Source organism: Sorangiineae bacterium MSr11367, from assembly GCA_037157805.1.
Taxonomy (GTDB): domain Bacteria; phylum Myxococcota_A; class Polyangia; order Polyangiales; family Polyangiaceae; genus Pendulispora; species Pendulispora rubella.
In genome coordinates this window covers 12,812,246-12,830,351 of record CP089983.1, presented here as the reverse complement: position 1 = coordinate 12,830,351, position 18,106 = coordinate 12,812,246, and the positions used below count along the sequence as shown (strand labels likewise).

Sequence of the window (18,106 nt, the reverse complement as noted above, 5' to 3'; positions counted from 1 at the left end):
CCTGCGTGCCCGTTTCGGCGGCGCAGGCGCGCGATCCCGCAATCGTGGGGGCGCTGGGCGGCTTGGCCCTCAGCACCGTGCGCGCCGCCTCGCCGATGCTCGTGGTGCGCGCCCTGCGCTGGCACCGCGATCTCGAGCGGCTCGGTGTGCACCTGCCGCTCTTCCTCGTGCACGACGTCGGCCTTCTCTACGCCGCGCCGAAGGAGCAGCTCGCCCTCGGCCCGCGCCATCCGATCGACGCCAAGGTGCCGCAGCTCGGCACCTTGATGCCGACCTACGTGGGCATCGTCGACGAGATCGGCCAGAGCGAGGCCAGCCAGCGCGCCCGCTCGATGCGCCTCGGCGACGAGTTGATCGTCGTGGTGCTGGCGCGCGTGCTCGGATCCATTGCGCTGCGCGTCGGGCGAAAGTCGCCCTACGCCGCCACGGTGCCGCTCGATCCGGAGATGGTGCGCGATCTCGATTCGCAGCTTCCCTCGCTCTTCGCCTCGGTGGCGCGCACCTTCGAGACCGCGACGTTGGAGGCCCTCGCGCGGGCGCGGCTGCACGTGCTCACCATGGCCGATGCGCTCGATCTGGACACCCTGCGCTTGCTCGGGATGCTCGGCCCCGAGTCGACCACGGCCGGCGCCTTGGCCCAGGTGGATCTGCTCGCGGCCATGTCGACGCCCTCGGCGAACGACATCGTGCACTTTTCACTCGAGCTTTTGCCCAGCGTCCTCGAGACCCGCCGCACGCAGTCGACGGGCACGCAAGCCGTGCACGGCTACGCGGGCATCGGCAGCAAAGGCTCGATTGACTCCCTCGTGCTGACGGAGCTCGCCTGGGAGCCGGAAGAGTTCTCGCGCCGCATGCTCGAGAACGAAATATTGTACTTTACACGCGAGCAAGCCTCCGAGGATGCGCGGCGCCTGCACTATCTGCTCATCGACGCCTCGGCCTCGATGCGCGGCGATCGCCAGGTCTTCGCCCGCGGGCTGGCCATCGCCATGGGCAAAAAGCTGCAGCTCGCCGGCGAAGAAGTGTGGATGCGCTTTTTCGACTCGCGCCTCTACGACGTGCAGCGTCCGCGACCGGGGCAGCTGCCCGTGGCGTACCTTCTCGGCTTCAAGGGTGAGCGCGGACGCAACCCGGCACGCGTGTTCGCACAGCTCGCAACGGAGATGGCCCTCCTGCGCGCCCGCGATCAGCGCGATCCGGTCATCCATTTGATCACGCACGCCGCGCTGCACGTGCCGCGGGCCCTGGTCGCGGAGATTGGCCAGCAGGCGCACCTATCGGGCGTATTCATCCTGCCCAGCGGCGGCGTGCTGGATCTCGACTATTTGGATCTTCTCGAAGGCCACACCGTGGTCGACCACGCGACGTTGCAGCAAAAGACCGCCCGCGCCGCCGCGGCCACGAAGATCGTGGACGAAGCGGCACGTTTGAACGAGCGAGTGAGCCTTCCGCCGGCCTCGGAGCGGCCCCCCAAGAGCCATGGCTAATTAGCGCGGTGTGGGCACGCAGCTGGAGGCACCCGCCGGGGTCGCCCAATTGAAGAGTGGCAAGGTGATACGCGGGTAATAGACCGCGAAGGCGTAGCACATTTCATTGTCGGTATTTTCACCGAAGGCCACCGGCTGCTGCGTCGGATTGGTCCACGCGCAACGCGTTTTGACCACGTCCCCGGGTTTGAGCGTGGCGTCGATGGGATACCAAAGTTGATTGTTGAAGTCCCAGGTGAGCTGCGTCCCCATGTCGACGGGTGTCTTCCCCGCCGGGTGCAACGTATTCACCAGCGCCGTGCCGAGCTTGTGCATGTGCGGCATGGCAAAGATGGCGTGCATCTTGGGATAGAGCAGCGGCACGGTCATGCTGCAGGTGATGTCGTAATTGCTTTGTTGCGGAATGGTGAAATTCACCGCACCGAAGGCCATGACGTCGGCATCGTTCGGCCTCAATTTGTCCGTCGTGCACACGTCGAATCCGGACGTATCGGTCTGATGTTCCAGCGCCCCGACGTTGTTGTAATGAATCTGAACCACGTAATGCGTGGTCCCCTCCTGCGGAAACCCTGCCTCGGGCGGCATGATCATGTTTTGCCCGCCCGGCGCCCACGCATACAGCATGCGCCAGCGAAGTGCACCGCCCGGGTTGCACGCGTGCGGCGTCGGATCTTCCGATTGGTCCGATTGCATCAGCAAGGCATGGTGCACGATTTTGCGGTTCTGCACCTTCGGCGCAATGGCCACGACGTGGCGTTTGTCCGTGTTTTTCACGTCGATGCCGTAGCACACGTATTGGTCGTGCAATTCTTTGGGCATGGCCCACGGCGCGCGCGGCATGATTTGCATATCCGGTTTGCAATCGAGCGGCGCCGGATCGCCGTCGCCCCCCGGATGGGCATCGCACAGCTCCGACGAGCGCGGCGCGCCCGCCGCGATGTACCCGTCGAGGGTCTTCATATCGACCGCGCCCAGCAGCCCCTTGGCCGGCATGGGCGCCGCATCGTCGTGGATGCGTTTGCCCACCAGCTCGTAGACACGCTGTCCCGAATCCGTTTTCGCCCGTGCTTGCAAATCATCCCACGTGACCAGCGGCATGGGTGCGCCGTATGCCGGTGGATTCGAGTGGCAGCTTCGACAATTTCGCGCGAGCACCTCGTCGACCGCGCACGGCAGATGGCGACCGCCCGAGACATCATTCGAAACGCCGCCGTCGTTCCCATTCGGCGATGCGGCATTTTGCCCATCGCCGCAACCGCTCGTCCCGTACGTGAATACCAAGGGCAGAAGCAACTTCAGAATCGGTCCTGTCCAATGTCTTGCCATGGTCAGCCCCCCTGGACTCCCCGATGGCCACGGGCGAGCGTGATTGGAAATATTTTGCGCTTCAAATTTCTAATTTTGCGGTTCACATAGGGGCATGCGCTTTTTCGCACGCCCGGGTTTCGTTGCTGCCTCTTTCGTTGCAGTTCTAGGCTGCTCCGGTCACGAGCAAGACGCTCGCGGCACGTCGAACGGTTCGAGCACATCGAGTCCCATCATTCGCGATTTCCTCTCGATCAAAGCGCGTTTTCTATTCGACGGATTCGTGCGTCATGCCAACGGTGTGGGGCGTGTCGACGACATCTACGACACCAGTGCCGACCTCGCGAAAGCCGATGCCACCTGGTCGTTCGTTCCCGGATTGGCCGGCACGGGCGGTGGAGGGTGTGTGTCCATCGAATCACGCAATTACCGCGGCTCGTTCCTTCGCCACCAGAACGGCGAGGTCGTTCTGCAGCCCTTCCAAGACACGGCGCAATACCGCCAAGATGCCACGTTCTGCCGTGTCCCGGGGCTCGCGGACGGTGCCGCAACATCGTTTCGTGCATTCCAGTTTCCGAATGCGTATTTGCGCCATGCCTTGGGTGTGCTGCGTTTGGACGACGACCACGGCGAGGCGCAGTTCCGCCAAGATGCCACGTTCGAGCTGCGGGGCCCGTGGCTGACGGGCAAGTTTTTCAATCCGATCCTCGGCGCCGGCGCCGACCCAACGATGGCCTACGAAAACAGCTCGTATTACCTGGTCTCCTCGGACAACGACCGGGGCGTCGTCATCCGCCAGGCGAGCAGCATCGAGCAGCTCGAGGACGCGGCGCCGAAGTCCCTCTGGCGCGCCCCCGCCTGCCCCGCCCCCGCGTGCGCGGGCATTTGGGCGCCCGAGCTGCAGAAGATCGATGGCCGCTGGTGGATCTACGTCGCGGGCGAGAACGGCGGCGGCAATGCGAGCCATCGCATGTTCGCCCTGCGCGGCTCGAGCGATCCCATGGGGCCATACGAGAACCTGGGCGAAGTGCGGCTCCCCGGCGATGAATGGGCCATCGATGGCGCCTATGTCTCGCACGGCGGCCAGGGATATTTCCTATGGTCCGGCTGGGAAAACGGCGATCCGAACGTGCAGCACATCTTCCTGTCGCGCATGAGCAGCCCGAACGCGGCCACCGGCGGCCGGGTGAAGATCGCGTCGCCGACGGCGCCGTGGGAGACCGTTCCCAATGGGTCACCGAACATCCGGGTGAACGAGGGCCCGCAGCCGATTCACGGGCCGAATGGGCGGCTTTCGGTGACCATCTCGGTGAATGGCAGCTGGACGAACGACTATTGCGTGGGCCTTCTCACCTTGAATGGCAGCGATCCGATGGTGCCCGGTGGCTGGAGCAAGTCGTCGTCGTGCGTCTTTTCGGGGCGCGACACCGCCACGGCGCCCGGGCACAACGGCTTTTTCACGGTGAACGGGCGCCCATGGCTCGCCTACCACGCGCTGATTCAGCCGGGCAGCGGTTGGGGCGGGCGAAGCATCCGCGCGCAGCCGATGGCCTTCAACGGCGATGGCATACCGTCGCTCGGCGTGCCGGTGAGCATCCACGAGCCCGTGGCGCTGCCGTAACGGCGCTATTTTTTGCCGCGCCCGCGCGTCTTGCCCACGTAGGTGCGCGGATCGCGGCGGGCGGGGGCCGTGGCCTCGAACTGCGCGAGCACGCGCGCGACCTCGTCGCGAAAGCGGCCTTTGAGGCGCGGAGCGCGCACGTTCTTCTCGACGATCTCGCGCAGGGCCGGGTCCGTGGTTCGTTCGAGCCAGCCGGCGAGGCCGTCGAAGATGGGCGTCCCGAATCGCACCGCGAGCACGCTCGGGACGGTGGACAGGGACTCGACGAGGGCCTTGAAGCCCGGGTACCGGCTGGACGAGCGGCTCGCATCCCGGGCCAGGTCGAAGGCGCGATCGACGATGGCCATCACGGCCTGTGCATCGTGAAGCTGCGAGAGCCAGCGCATGTCCGCCAGCGCCTCGAGCACCGCGGCGGCGTGAAAATAGCCGTCAAGCCAGGGGTCGAGCTCGTCGACGAGGGCACCGCCGACGGTGGCCCCCACGAGCGCCAGCGAGGAGCTGACCATTTTGCGGACGCGCCAGCGGAGGTCCTCGGCGGAATCGTGAAGCTTGGCGAGAAGCTTCGCCCGACCGGCATGGTCCCGCGCCGCACGCGCTCCAAGCGCCGCCACCCCGCACATCGGCAGGAACTCGAGCTCCTTCCCGCCGGGGGCCTCGTCGGCATCGAGCGCCGCCATGGCGAAAACGACCTTGTCGGCGGCGTTGCCCCTTGAGGCACAGAGCGCCCCAAAGGCCGCGGCAAGCTCGAGGTTGGCCTCCGGCCCAGGCAGCCACGACCCCCGGGTCAACCGGTCGTAAAGCGGCTTGGGGTCGCCTTTTTGGGCCTGATCCAGGGCCGTCGCCAGTGCATCGTCGCCCCCGCTTCGTTTGGTGCTTTGGTTCACGAGGGGCCGGACCTTACTAAAGGTTCTAGCGCAACGCACCGGCCCGGGATAAGGGAAAGGGCTACACGTGCCCGTAGCTCAGTTGGATAGAGCGGCGGCCTTCTAAGCCGTTGGTCGCAGGTTCGAGTCCTGCCGGGCACGCTGCTCGATGAAGTGCTGAAAATTGCCGCAGATCGCGCTGGGACGACGCAGGCGATGGGTCTCTGCGGAGGAGAGAAACGGCGGGCGGGCCGAGCTCAGCAGGGTTCTTTGGACGCGACCGATCGGGATCATGCCCGGCGGGGTAATGTCCAGGTCGTGCCAGACCAGTGCGATGTCGACCGACTCCGCCGGCGTGTAGAGCCAGAAGAAGGCTCCTCCTTCGGTCGAACCCTCTGCGCGTGCGATCTCGTCGAGTCGATGTCCAGCATATCGAGCGCGTACCGTCATCCGTTTTTCAACCAACGCGCCGCATCGACGGCGGAGTAGGTCAATATTCCGTCGGCACCCGCACGCTTGAAGCCCGCGAGTGCCTCGAGCATCGCCGCGCGAAAATCGAGCCTGCCCAGGTCCGCGGTGCTCCGCAGCATCGCGTATTCACCGCTCACTTGGTACACGTAGGTTGGCGCCCTAAGCTCCTCTTTGAGGCGACGTACGATATCCAAGTACGGCATCCCGGGTTTCACCATCAACATATCGGCGCCTTCGTCGAGATCGAGTGCCGCTTCCCGCACCGCCTCGTCGCTGTTGCCGGGATCCATTTGATAGGTACGTTTGTCCGCCGCACCGAGATTCCTCGCCGTATCCATCGCGTGACGGAACGGCCCGTAATACGCCGATGCATATTTCGCCGCATACGACATGATCCGCGTATGGATGAACCCCTCGCGATCGAGTGCATCGCGCACGGCGCCGATGCGCCCGTCCATCATGTCGCTCGGCGCAATGACATCGCACCCCGCCTGTGCCTGTACGACGGCCTGCTTTTGGAGCATGGCGACCGTCTCATCGTTCACGACGTATCCATCGCGAACGAGGCCATCTTGTCCGTGACTGGTAAACGGATCGAGCGCCACATCGCAAATGACGCCAATGTTCTTGACGCGCTCCTTCAGCGCGCGCACCGCACGGCAAACGAGATTCTCGGGATTCGTAGCTTCCCGCGCCTCTTCGGACTTGGTGGCGGGATCGACAATGGGAAAAAGTGCCACCGCCGGTATCCCGAGTTCGGCCGCACGCCCGACCTCTTCGCACAAGATATCAATGGATAGTCGCTCCACCCCAGGCATCGCGGGAATCGGCGTGCGCTGGTTGTCCCCCTCTTGGACGAATACGGGCCAAATGAGATCATCGACACCGAGCGGACGCTCGCGCACGAGCCGCCGCGACCAGTCATCACGACGATTGCGCCGCATCCGCGTTCGGGGAAAGGAGCCGGTATGCATGCGGTGAACCTTAGTGGGCAATCGTGGCGGTGGTAAGGGGAAGCGCGAGAACGGAATCGGGAAGTGCCAAGGGAGCTCGACGGAGGCATCACCGAGCGAGTGCTCATGGCGACACGCCTACGTTCCTCGTGGTGCACTGCGGTGAGCAGCCTGATCTCGTTCGAGTTTCCACTCGGCGACTTCTTAGCCACGCATCACACGAGTGCCGCTTGCAATAGAACCCACTTCGATGCATCCGTCCCCGCAGCGAAGTACCCGCCATGACGAAGGGGGCCCTCGGAGCGTGGAAGCGAGACTGTCAGCTGCAAGATCCACGCCCACCTCACCGCCGCAGGCACCAACGTGAAGAGCTATGCGGTCGTCATATGCGCGATCGTCGACGCGGATAAGACCGGGGGCTCATCACGACGCTCTCGATCATCGGGCCCCACACTCATTTTGCACTCGTGTCCTTTGTTTACATTCGAATCGCAATTACCGCGTTATCCAAATAGACGGGATATTCATAAACACTGCTCGCGTGAGCAGCGCGGCCTCTCGACTGGGAGGACGACCTGGCGAGCGGCCTCGAGGTTCTTGAAACGATTCGCGCGAGCTCTGCACTGACAACTTCGGATGAACGCATGGCATACGACCACGCTGCGTCGAGTATGCAATGATAGAATGCGCGCGTGCCCCCGCGAAGCATCGGTCCTGAACACGTCACGGACGATCCCGCGATGGTCCGCACCGAACGGCTCACCACGCGAAACGACGCGCAGCGTCGCGGCGGAGCGAAGGCCTCCACGTTTCTGCAGCCGGGCAGGGAGGTCGACGGCCGGTACCACATCGAAAAGCTGCTCGGAATCGGAGGGACCTCGCGCGTCTGGCTCGCGCACGACGTCGTCGAAGGACGGCGCTTGGCACTCAAGGAAATCGAGGCGTTCCCGGACGTTCACTACGACGAAGCCGAAGAGAGTGTGCTCATGGTTCGTCGCGAATTCTTCGCGATGAAGAGGCTGCGGCACCCCTTCACCCTCAAAGTGTACGACTGCGGCGTCCTCCCCTCGGGCAATCGATACATCACCATGGAGCGCGTCGATGGCGAGGACGTCAACACACGCGTGCACGATCGCCCTCTTGCCAGCAACGAGGCGTTCGACTTGCTCATGCGCATTGCGCAGACGCTCGCGTTCATCCACGCACGGCTCTTCGTGCACTGCGATATCAAGGCCGACAACATTCGCCTGCTGCCGAACGGCGATATCAAATTGATGGATTTCGGCCTGATGCACCAGCTCGGAACTCCGACGGCGGGACGCCTTTGGGGAACGGCCGCGTACATCGCCCCCGAGTGGCTCGTGGGTAGTGCCATCGATGGCCGCGCCGATCTCTATTCGCTCGGGATCCTCGGGTTCTTCGCCGTGACCGGGCGATACCCCTTCGACGGGACGACGGTCACCGAGATCCTGCGTGCTCAGCGGGACGAACCCCCGCCGGCGCCATCCTCGATCGTCCCCTCGATCGATCCGGAGCTGGAAAGCATCATCCTTCGCCTTTTGGCCAAAGACCCGGCACGGCGATACCCCAACGCAAACGGGTTGATCGTGGCCCTCGCCAAGGCCAGTGATGCGGCGGCGTTCGAAGAGCCACTCGGCTGCCGGGCCAGCTATCTCCATGTGCCGACCGTCGTGGGGCGGAAACACGAATCCGCGTGCTTGATGGATGCGTTGCAGGCCGCGGAGCGAGGTCAGGCTCGCGCGGTGTTCATTGCCGCACCCGCGGGCACCGGCAAGTCGCGCCTTTTGGCCGAGCTGGAGCTTCAGGCCAAACTGGCCGATGTCACGGTGGCCTTCGGCCAATGCCACGCCGAAGGGGTCGCGCCGCTGACGCCGCTCAAACACGCCCTGCGATTCCTTATACCGATCACACCGCCGGAGATGTTCGCGCGCATTTCCGGACCGCTCGCCCCCCTCTTCGCGCCCGAGTACGCGAATAGCGAAGGCTTCGCGCGGGCGCCGCAAGAAGGCAAGCTGATCGTGTTCGAAGCACTCGCCCAGTGGCTCACCGAGCTGGCCAAGGTGCGGCGATTCGTCCTTGCCTTCGAAGACCTCCACTGGGCCGACGATGCCACCATCGAGCATCTGAACGTCATCGTTCATGCACTTCACGGCACGCGCGGGCTGGTGTGCGGGACCCTTCGATCGGACGAGCTCACCTTTTCGCCGCTCTATCACACCGTTTTCGCAGGCGCGGCCGAGATCTTGAAGCTTCCTCCGCTGTCGCACGAGCAACTGCGCGAGTTGGTTTCGCTCGCCCTGCCCGGCTTCGACGTGCCCCGGACATTCATCGACAATCTGTATGGCACGACGGGCGGAAACGTCTTTTTCGCCACCGAGTGCCTGCGCGCCCTGGTCGAGCGAGGTGCGCTGAGCCGACTGCACGGAGAATGGCATGCCCATGCCGATCTGGGAACCATCGCGTTGCCGAGCAGCATCGGGGAAGTGATTCGCCAGCGTCTTTCGACGCTCTCTCAGGACCAACTCGCTTTTCTGCGGCGAGCCGCCCCGGCCGGACGCATCCTCGATATGGCCCTCGTGCGCGCGGCCGGAGAGCTGAGCGAAGAGAAGCTATTTCTATCCTTGGAAGAGGCCGTGGAGCGTCAGTTCCTGCAATACGCGGACGGGACGTACCACTTTGCACACGATACCGTCCACGAGACGATTTACGCGGCCACGCCGGCTCTCGAGCAGCGCCTGTACCACGGACGGATCGCCGAGTACCTCGATCGCACGGTGGGAGGCAGCCCTGCGGGGGCCCGCGCCGTGGGTTACCATTTCGCGCGTTCGCTCGAGCCCGCACGAGCCATTGCTCCCCTGCTGTTCGCCGCGCAGCATCTTCTTGCCAACAGCGGCATGCTCGAAGGATATCGGATCCTCAAAGAGGCCGAGGCACTCCTCGAGAAGCACCCCAATTATCCCAATCGGACCGAGCTCCAAGTCCCCGCTTTGGGAAAGCTCATCGAAACCGGTTACTCCTGCGACACCCCCAAATCATTCGTATTCGCGTCGAAGCTTTTTTCCTATTGGGATAGAACGCTCGATCTCGATGCAGGGCGCGAGATCGCACATCGTCGGATGCTCACGGAGCCGAGAAAGGCGTTCCGCGAAATTCCGGTCCATGCGCACATGAGCGCGGAAGAAGCTTTCCTCAAGAGATCCGAATATCGAATTCTGCAATGCATGGCGCTGGCCATCATGGGTCGCTTGACGGATTTTCAAAGTGCGATCGATCGAGCCGACACGGAGAATGACAAGGGTTCGCCCTTCCGCGCTGCGGCCCACATCGCGGGCGGGGGAGGACTGCTCCACCACGGACATTTCGTGAGCCTCGTCCAAGAGATGAAGGAGCACTTGGCCGTGCTTCGCGCGTTTCGCGTCGAGAAACCAGGCGGACCGACACGGCTTTATTGGGCCCTGGCCATGGGCAGCTATTTCCTGAATCTCATGTCGGCACTCATGGGGAATGACCTCGACCCGCGCGCGACCTCGGACGCGATCGAGATTGCAGACGAATTGGGCATTCCGGAGATTCGCATTTACCATCTCTTGTCGCTGGTGGTGCGCGCAGCGGTCATCGGGGATGCGTCTCAGTTCGACCGCTACCATGCCGAGTTGAACGATCGGATGCGCCGGGTGGGCAATCCGCCCCTTCCCGAGCGCAACCTCGCCATCTTTACGCCGGTTTACTCCTTGGAGCGGTGCGATATCGAGCTAGCCACCGCGATCGTGCAACGTGGCGCGCAAATCAGTGAAAAGGTCATGCCCGGCGACGCCTGGCTCAAGCTCTATGTCGCGGTGTACCGTGGTTGTCTCTTGGTGCTCCGCAAAGAATACGATGCCGCGCGGCCCGCGCTGTCGAAGGCCATCACCGACGCGCATGCGCGCGATTTTCGGCTGGAGACCTTCGCACTCGTCTACATGTCCCGATTGGAGCAGGCGCTGGGCAATGTCGGTGCGGCCCGCGAATCCGCCGAACTCGCACTGGCCCGCGCCACCAGTGCGGTCCACGCCAATCGGTTCGACGAAATTCTGGCTCGACGGGCGCTCGCGGCCGTCCTTCCTGGTCCGGCGGGCGATGAGCAGCTCGAAATCGCACGTGAATTGGCGAGTGACTCGGGCAACGTTCTGCAGCTCGGCATTACCTTGTTGACCCTCTCCGAGCGTCGGGCATCGCGCCATCCCGGGGGCGCGAGTGCACTCCGGGCCTTGGCGCAGAAGCACCTGAAGGCAGCAGGCGCGCGCGTCTGGCTCGAGAAAGCGCTCGCCTCGAACAGCTTCGAAGGCCGGGCGTCGAGGCGCTAGAAGTCCAGGGATCTCGAGTTACTCCTATGACAGCGCGATCCGATACGGCTTCGGGCGCCGTTCACACGCCGAGGGGATCAAGGCTTGGCCACCCGCTCACTCGCTGGCATCTTTGTTGCGACTCGAGCGAGCATGCACCTTCGACGAGCGGCTTTTTTTCTCATGGGACTCTGTGTAACCTCCGTCATCGTCGGCTGCGACGATGACGATGCATCCCATGGAGGCTCGACCAACGACGGCGGCAGCGATTCTGGCCTCGGAAGCGATAGTGCCTCGCTCGTCGATGGTGGCGCCCCACTCACGATGACTGGCTCGGCGGGAGGCGTCACGCTCGCGAACGCAAACGCATTCGGTGTGATCGTCGCGACGAACGCCTCGGGCAGCAAGACGCGCCTCCGCATGATCTTCGAGGACCGAGAGGCCCTTTGCGCCACGGGCTTCATGCGCCAGAACGCAACGTTGTTGAACTTGGACCTCGAGAGCCCCGACGCGACACTCAAGCCGGGGACGTTTCCCATTTGGGACCAAACGCATTCGACGCCACCCTACGCAGACGCGCCATTCGTCAAACTCGATGGCTCTTGCAAGCCAAGTCCCGATCGCGGCGCGAAGTCAGGCAACGTGGTTCTCACGGCCGTTACGGACTCGAGCGTATCGGGAACCTTCGACATTACCTACGCGGATGGACACATCCAGGGCTCGTTCACCGTCCCCCTATCGTGCCCGAGCTACCCGCAAACCACGTGCGTGCCTTAGAGACGGCCGCCGTCGAGGAATTGACCCGAGCCAACTGGGCTATGTCGAGAGAACACGCAAGTTCTTGGTCAAGATTCGTCAGCCGGTGGACCGCGAGAACCTCGGGGGGCCGACCTTCGAACAGCGATTCGAGCGACGAGGTCACCATGGGCGTGAGCGCGCGTCACGTGCCAGAAGATCGACGAACGCGCGCACCTGCGGCGGCAAGTATCGCGATGGCAAGTAGAGCACGTAGATTCGCCTCGTCACTGGCACCGCGCCGGGAAGAACCCCGCGCAGCAATCCGGCCGCGACGTCGTCTCGCACGAGGTAGTCGGGGAGCTCGGCGATGCCGAGTCCCCCGCGGGCGGCTTCGCGCGCGGCGAGAATGCTGTCGGTGGCAAACACGACCCGACCACGTCGCAGGTTGGTGGCCGCGCCGCTGTACGCGATGAGCGCGTGCGAAGCGAGTTCGTCGAGCGTCGTGGGTGCACCCGCGCCACGCAGGTAGGCAGGGCTGGCGTAGAGACCGCGCCGATCCGGGGTGATCTCGCGCGCGACGAATTCGGCGGGTAGCGCCGAGAGCACACGCACGGCAACGTCGATGCGCTCGACGACCATGTCCACGAGCCGATCTTCGCACTTGAGATGCACGTCGAGCGCTGGGTGCTTGCGTGCGAGCGCGGCGAGCAGCGGCGCTACTTTCACCGAGCCGTAGATCATCGGCGCAGATACCCGGAGCGTCCCGCGAATCTTGTCGCCGCGCGACGACGTCTCGCGCTCGAGCCCTTCGAAGTCGGCGATCAGCTGACGCCCGCGCGCGATGTACGCCTCGCCGTCGTCGGTGAACGCCACACGACGCGTCGTTCGTTGGAGCAGCCGAACCCCGAGCCGCTTCTCGACCCGCGTTACCGCCTTGCTCACGGCGGAGGGCGACAGCCCCAGACGCGCACCGGCGGCGGTGAACGAACCGCCGTCGGCAATCGCGACGAGCAACTTGAGTCCGTGCGCCGCGTCCGCGACATCGCCCGCCCTATCCGCCCTGCGCATCGCTCGAGTGTATCCGTCGGCACGTTGATTCGTGAATCAAATTCACAACGGAATCGACGCTGCACGCCGTTGTCCCGCCCCCACGCGAAGGCTATTTCACAACGGCTCACATGAAGGCGGACCGAACCAGCTTCGAATCCATTCCGACGTGGCGTTCGTAGCTCGCTCGGACGACGCGCGCCATCACGAACATCGATTCATCGTCGCAATACAGATTCACTGAAATGGAGAATGAACCATGAAGCGTAGTGCCAATGCCCGATGGGAAGGAAGCCTCAAGCAAGGTAGCGGGACGTTCACGGTCGCCAGCGGCGCGATCAAGGGGACGCCATACAGTTTCAAGACCCGCTTCGAGGGGACGCCGGGGGCGAATCCGGAGGAGCTCATTTCCGCTGCCCACGCGAGCTGCTTCAGCATGGCACTCGGCGCTCAGCTCGGGGAGCGCGGCATCACGCCGGAGTCGATCGAGACGACCTGTGAGATCACCTTCGAGAACAAAACGCTGACGAAGAGCGCACTCACGACGACGGTCACCGCGCGGGGCGCCGACAAGGGAAAGATCGAGGAGGCGGCAGCCGCCGCCAAAGTTGGGTGTCCCATCTCGAAGGTCCTCGAACTCGAGATCTCCCTCGACTTGAACATCGTGAATTAAACTTAGCGAGCCGCGACGAAAAGCAGGAGTCTCCAATGAACAAGAGTATTTATCTCGGTACGGGTGTGGCGCTCGTGTGCGCAGGCCTCGCCGGTTGCGCAAACGCTCACGCGAATCCGGGGTCTGGTGGTCCATCGGAGCCTGCGCCCGCGGGAACGCGGCCCTCCGTCGTGCTCGTGCACGGTGCTTTCGTCGACGGATCGGGTTGGGAAGGCGTCTACAAGATCCTGAAGCGCGACGGATATCCCGTCACCGTGGTGCAGAACCCGACGGTTTCGCTTGCGGATGACGTCGCGGTGACGGGGCGCGCGATTGGAGCCCAGACCGGCCCGGTCATCCTCGTCGGCCACTCGTACGGTGGCGTCGTGATTTCCGAAGCCGGCAACGATCCGAAGGTCGCGGCACTCGTCTACGTCACGGCGTTCGCGCCGGACAAGGGCGAGTCCGTTCAATCCTTGATCGCCAATCCTCCACCGGACGCGCCGGTTCCCCCGATCCTGCCACCTCAGGACGGCTTCCTCTTCTTGGATCAATCGAAATTCGCGGCATCGTTTGCGGCGGACGTCAACGCCGACGAGGCCGCGTTCATGGCCGCATCCCAGGTTCCGTGGGGAGTGGGGGCGATCTCGGCCACCGTGGCCACGCCGGCTTGGCGCACGAAACCGAGCTTTTACCTGGTCGCGACGGCCGACAAGATGATCCCGCCGGCTGCCCAGGAATCGATGGCGAAGCGCGCCGGGGCCACCGTGACCAAGGCGGAAGGGAGCCATGCGATCTTCGTTTCGAGGCCCGACGCCGTGGCCTCCGTCATCGAAAAAGCGGCAGCGGCGGCGCAGATCAGGTAGCCGTCGAACGTGAAACGACGGCGTCGAGGTATTCGACGGCGGCGATCTCCGCGGCATCGCGCACGACGACGCTGCGTCCGCGGCGCAGCTCGCGGTACAAGTCGATGGCCGCTCGCAGCGCCTTTCCACACGAAGCGCGATCGTGATGGCACAGTGTTTTCGCGAGCGCCGCCGACGCTTCGGGCGAAGCCTGCTCGATGCGTCGCACCCCCGTTGGCCGTTTGCCGGCACGCAGGAGCAGGAGCGGGCCGAGCACCTGCTGGCGCAGATAGCCGATGAAATCGATGGCTTCGAACAATTCGCCGCGGCCGATCTTCAGCGCGCCGTAGTGGACCCAGATCCAGAAGCGGTCTTCGATCCATTGCAAATCCGGCTGCGGATACTGGGCGCGCACGCCGCCCATGGCTCGCGACACATCGTCGTTGCGTTGCCAGAGGATCGCAGGATCCTCGACGCGGCTCGCGCCCAGATCCGAGAGCGCCGCGAACTTCAAATCGACGTGCAGCAGGGGCGAGCCGTAAAGGCAAATGAGCAACCGTGGCTCACCGACGTGCTCGCCCGTGAATGCCGTGAGAAGCGGCCCACACCGTTTGGCGATCTCGAACCGCTCTCGGCTCACGGCGGCCTCGCTCTCTGGATAAACGGCGACGACGAGATCGACGTCCGAGTATTCGTCCATTCCCGTAAGCCACGAGCCACCGGCGGCGACGCCGGCGATGCGGGAATCCTTGGAGAGTTCGGCGATGATGCGGTCGGCGACTTGGCGATGGATGGGCAGCATGGTGTTCGTGGATGCGCTCCTTTCGCTAAAAATATGGAGATAGCGTGGCACCACGGGTAGGGCCAGAATAAGGCCACATCATGGTACCAGCCAGCGAGCCCGAGAAGCGCCCACGCGGATTCGCCGTGCGCCTTTACTCCATCAGGCCAACAGCAGCGTCTTGCCCATCACACGGCGAGCCTCGATGTCTGCATGTGCGGCGGCAGCCTCCGCCAGAGGATAGGTTTGACCGATGATCGGGTTGATGCGCCCGAGCGCGGCTTCTTGCAAGACGAGCTTCACGCGACGTGAGGTGTCGGGCCAGAACTCGGGTAGCTGGGACATGTCCACCACGGTCACACGACGCCGATCCGCCTCGCCAATGGCCGTTTGCGCGCCGCTGGTCATGCCATATGCGGAGAAACGGCCGCCATCGGCGAGGAGGGCCAACGAGGATGCACCTATGGCCCCGCCGATTCCGTCGAACACGACATCCAGGCCGCGATGCTTCGTGAGCGCGAGAACCTGCTCGGGCCAATCTCGCTCCGCGTAGTTCACCACCGTAGGCGTTAGACGTCGGGCGACGGCGACCTTTTCTGCGCCGCGAACCGCGGCGATGACGGTGGCGCCTGCCGCTCGTGCGATTTGCACCAACACATGCCCGAGTCCGCCCAACCCCGGCGCCACCAAGACATATTCCCCCTGAATGGCGGGCGTCTTTTCGAAGACGGCGAGGGCGGTGCTGGCGTCATCCATCAACGCCGTGGCCACGGACAAATCGAGCCCCGCGGGCACACGAAACGTCGACTCGGGCGAGGCGATCACCGTATCGGCATATCCTCCGCCGTAGATGCCGCCGCTCGGGCGACTGATGACGCGCGCCCCTATCCATTCCTGGTCGACGCCGTCGCCGACGGCGGCAACCGTGCCTCCGACGGCACTGCCCGGAACGTACGGCGGCGCCACACGGAACACATTCGGTCCTTGGCCCGCCCGAATCCGAGTGTCGAGCCAGCCCACCCCAACGACGTTCACATCCACGCGGAGCTCACCGATTCCGGGCACCGGCGTGGGCCGCTCCACCAGGGTTAGAATATCCGACGCACCAAATCGGGTTGCAACGATCGTTCGCATGCACGCAGTCTCGAACCTCAAGCAAAGTTGAGGTCAAGCAGATCGTGGTACCAGCGCGCCGCCTCGTCACATCTTTGCGGCGCGTCCGGCGGGCCCATGATGGAGACCGTCGATGAGCGCGTTGAGTCCAAGACGCCAGCGACGCTCCACGGACGGCTTCGACGCTCCGAGCCGTTGGGCGCGTTCGGCCGAGGCCAGGCCTTCGACATAGGCAAAGAACACGTGGGCGATATCGGTGGGGTCGCCAGCAAATAAGCCCGCGTCGATGGCCGCCTGAGCGTGCCGGACGAAGACCTTGCGCACCTTGACGCCGGCTTTGGTCTCGTCCGTCGTGGGATCGAAATCTGCGAACGGCTGGGAGAACATGACCTGAGCCAGCACCGGATTTGCGAGGACGAACTGCCGGAAAGCGTCGGCGAGGCGTCGAAGGCCCTCGAGAGGGTCTGCATTCGGCGGCAGCCGCGAGAGGTCGTCCGCAAGCAGCCCGAATCCGTGGAAGAAGACTTCCCGGATGATGCCCGCTTTGTCGCCGAAGACTTCGTAAATGGCCGGAACGGAGGCATTCGCGCGGAGGGCAACGGTCCGCGTGGTCAGCCCTGCCACCCCTTCCTCGGCGAGCACGGCCAGGGCGCTGGCGAGCCCACGCTCACGGAGCGCATCGGTGCGTTGCTTCGGTCGAGGCACGAGGGGACCGTAGCACCCTGCGTCATAAAGATAAACTGACGTTACGGAACGCCGTTACGAAACGATGATACAAAACGTTGGACGACGTGCTATCAGGAAAAAGGTGACGTCGCCGTCCTCCCGCGACTGTGCCGCTGCGCAGCCCGAGAGATTCGATGGTGGCGAATGGAGGAGCTAAAAATGGAAGGATTGCACGACAAGGTTCGGCGGCCCGGCGTGGTCACGAACGAGGTACTGTTGGCTGAAACCGGTCTGACCTTCGTGCGCGGCGTCATGGATGGTCATCATCCATTTCCGCCCGTTCTCGACATGCTCGAGTGTGATCTCGTCGAGGTGGAGGAGGGCAGGGTCGTTTTCACGAGCCGGCCGACGCCGCGCTTTTTGAATCCAATTGGCACGATCCAAGGAGGCTGGGCGGCAACGGTCCTGGATGCCGCCATGGCTTTCGCCATCCATTCCACGTTGAAGAGGGGCGAAGGATATACGACGCTCGAAATGAAGCTCAACTACGTACGCCCCGTCCTACCGTCGAGCGGAATCGTGCGTGGCGAAGGCCAATTGATCCACCGCGGCAGCAGGATCGCGACGGCCGAGGGAAGGCTTCTCGATGCGGGCGGCAAACTGCTCGCACATGGCGGCGAAACCTGCATGATTTTTCCCGCGAAGACAGCTTAGCGCACGCCACGATGGAGACGACCGATGAATACGATTCAGCAACAGTTGTTGGTGTCGGGCACCGTCCTGTTCTTGCTCGGTCTTCTGATCGGCTTTGCTATACCGGCCTTGCCCAACCCACGCATGGGCGTGACCGTCCATCTTACCGGAGTGCAAAGTGGATTGGCGCTCTGGGCGCTGGGACTGATGTGGCAGCGCATGGCGCTGTCGACGGGCATGCAGCGGGCGGCCGAGATCCTAGCCATTCTCGGCCTATATGCGATTTTCGCGAGCCTGCTGCTCGCCGCGCTGTGGGGTACCAGCCGCGCCACGCCCATCGCGGGCGCGGGCCATCACGCCAGCTTCGCGCGTGAGACGATTGTCACGGTTGTCGTGACGGGCGGCTCGCTGGCGATTGCCATCGCCACGGCATTGGTGCTGTGGGGCCTGTGCGCTTGGAAGCCCTGACGTTCGAACCGCGCCTTCCAAGATACAAAGCCCGCTCGTTTTAATTCGCTGTCTGGGCAG

General features: G+C 64.0%; 15 protein-coding genes and 1 tRNA gene. 9 read left to right on the top strand and 7 right to left on the bottom strand.

Annotated features, from left to right (window positions below):
* Positions 1 to 5: 5 nt before the first annotated feature.
* Entirely contained in the window at positions 6 to 1,487 is a 1,482-nt protein-coding gene (locus LVJ94_50020) for a hypothetical protein (protein WXB05019.1), read from the top strand.
* Here LVJ94_50020 and LVJ94_50015 read toward each other — a convergent pair whose 3' ends face one another.
* On the bottom strand, positions 1,488 to 2,813 hold the full coding sequence (locus tag LVJ94_50015; protein ID WXB05018.1) for a peptidylglycine alpha-amidating monooxygenase: 1,326 nt from the start codon (positions 2,811 to 2,813) through the stop codon (positions 1,488 to 1,490). It lies immediately after the preceding gene.
* A 262-nt stretch (positions 2,814 to 3,075) separates the two neighbouring features.
* On the opposite strand from LVJ94_50015, the gene LVJ94_50010 reads away from it, so the two are divergent.
* A complete protein-coding gene (locus LVJ94_50010) occupies positions 3,076 to 4,413 on the top strand; it encodes a family 43 glycosylhydrolase (protein ID WXB05017.1) in 1,338 nt (445 codons plus the stop codon).
* A 5-nt stretch (positions 4,414 to 4,418) separates the two neighbouring features.
* Here LVJ94_50010 and LVJ94_50005 read toward each other — a convergent pair whose 3' ends face one another.
* On the bottom strand, positions 4,419 to 5,297 hold the full coding sequence (locus tag LVJ94_50005; GenBank protein ID WXB05016.1) for a hypothetical protein: 879 nt from the start codon (positions 5,295 to 5,297) through the stop codon (positions 4,419 to 4,421).
* A gap of 67 nt (positions 5,298 to 5,364) precedes the next feature.
* On the opposite strand from LVJ94_50005, the gene LVJ94_50000 reads away from it, so the two are divergent.
* Positions 5,365 to 5,438, top strand: a tRNA-Arg gene (locus LVJ94_50000).
* Positions 5,439 to 5,722: 284 nt separating this feature from the next.
* On the opposite strand, the gene hemB is transcribed toward LVJ94_50000, so the two are convergent.
* Positions 5,723 to 6,721, bottom strand: a complete 999-nt coding sequence (gene hemB / locus LVJ94_49995; protein ID WXB05015.1) for a porphobilinogen synthase — start codon at positions 6,719 to 6,721, stop codon at positions 5,723 to 5,725.
* Between the two features lie 671 nt (positions 6,722 to 7,392).
* Between hemB and LVJ94_49990 the strand changes: the two genes are divergently transcribed.
* Positions 7,393 to 11,064: a protein kinase gene (locus LVJ94_49990; protein ID WXB05014.1), complete on the top strand. Its 3,672-nt coding sequence runs from the start codon at positions 7,393 to 7,395 to the stop codon at positions 11,062 to 11,064.
* Positions 11,065 to 11,226: 162 nt separating this feature from the next.
* Positions 11,227 to 11,820: a hypothetical protein gene (locus tag LVJ94_49985; protein ID WXB05013.1), complete on the top strand. Its 594-nt coding sequence runs from the start codon at positions 11,227 to 11,229 to the stop codon at positions 11,818 to 11,820.
* Positions 11,821 to 11,961: 141 nt separating this feature from the next.
* Here the strand turns inward: LVJ94_49985 and LVJ94_49980 are convergent, their stop codons facing one another.
* The gene (locus LVJ94_49980) at positions 11,962 to 12,849 is read right to left on the bottom strand and encodes a LysR family transcriptional regulator (protein WXB05012.1); all 888 of its coding nucleotides are present in this window, start codon (positions 12,847 to 12,849) and stop codon (positions 11,962 to 11,964) included.
* A gap of 238 nt (positions 12,850 to 13,087) precedes the next feature.
* Between LVJ94_49980 and LVJ94_49975 the strand changes: the two genes are divergently transcribed.
* Positions 13,088 to 13,501 (top strand): OsmC family peroxiredoxin, encoded by a 414-nt coding sequence (locus LVJ94_49975; protein ID WXB05011.1) that lies wholly within the window; start codon positions 13,088 to 13,090, stop codon positions 13,499 to 13,501.
* A 35-nt stretch (positions 13,502 to 13,536) separates the two neighbouring features.
* Positions 13,537 to 14,346: an alpha/beta hydrolase gene (locus tag LVJ94_49970; GenBank protein ID WXB05010.1), complete on the top strand. Its 810-nt coding sequence runs from the start codon at positions 13,537 to 13,539 to the stop codon at positions 14,344 to 14,346.
* On the opposite strand, the gene LVJ94_49965 is transcribed toward LVJ94_49970, so the two are convergent.
* From LVJ94_49965 to LVJ94_49955, 3 genes are all read right to left on the bottom strand, one after another.
* Positions 14,339 to 15,127 carry a nucleotidyltransferase domain-containing protein gene (locus tag LVJ94_49965; GenBank protein WXB05009.1) on the bottom strand — a complete coding sequence of 263 codons (789 nt, stop codon included), beginning with the start codon at positions 15,125 to 15,127 and terminating at the stop codon, positions 14,339 to 14,341. The two genes, LVJ94_49970 and LVJ94_49965, sit on opposite strands and share 8 nt — an antisense overlap.
* Before the next feature lie 141 nt (positions 15,128 to 15,268).
* Complete coding sequence (locus LVJ94_49960; protein ID WXB05008.1) at positions 15,269 to 16,240, bottom strand: zinc-binding dehydrogenase; 972 nt, start codon at positions 16,238 to 16,240, stop codon at positions 15,269 to 15,271.
* 66 nt (positions 16,241 to 16,306) lie between these two features.
* Positions 16,307 to 16,924, bottom strand: coding sequence for a TetR/AcrR family transcriptional regulator (locus tag LVJ94_49955; GenBank protein WXB05007.1), 618 nt, complete (start codon positions 16,922 to 16,924; stop codon positions 16,307 to 16,309).
* Positions 16,925 to 17,104: 180 nt separating this feature from the next.
* On the opposite strand from LVJ94_49955, the gene LVJ94_49950 reads away from it, so the two are divergent.
* Positions 17,105 to 17,599, top strand: coding sequence for a PaaI family thioesterase (locus LVJ94_49950; protein WXB05006.1), 495 nt, complete (start codon positions 17,105 to 17,107; stop codon positions 17,597 to 17,599).
* Positions 17,600 to 17,623: 24 nt separating this feature from the next.
* Positions 17,624 to 18,046 (top strand): hypothetical protein, encoded by a 423-nt coding sequence (locus LVJ94_49945; GenBank protein ID WXB05005.1) that lies wholly within the window; start codon positions 17,624 to 17,626, stop codon positions 18,044 to 18,046.
* Positions 18,047 to 18,106 lie beyond the last annotated feature (60 nt).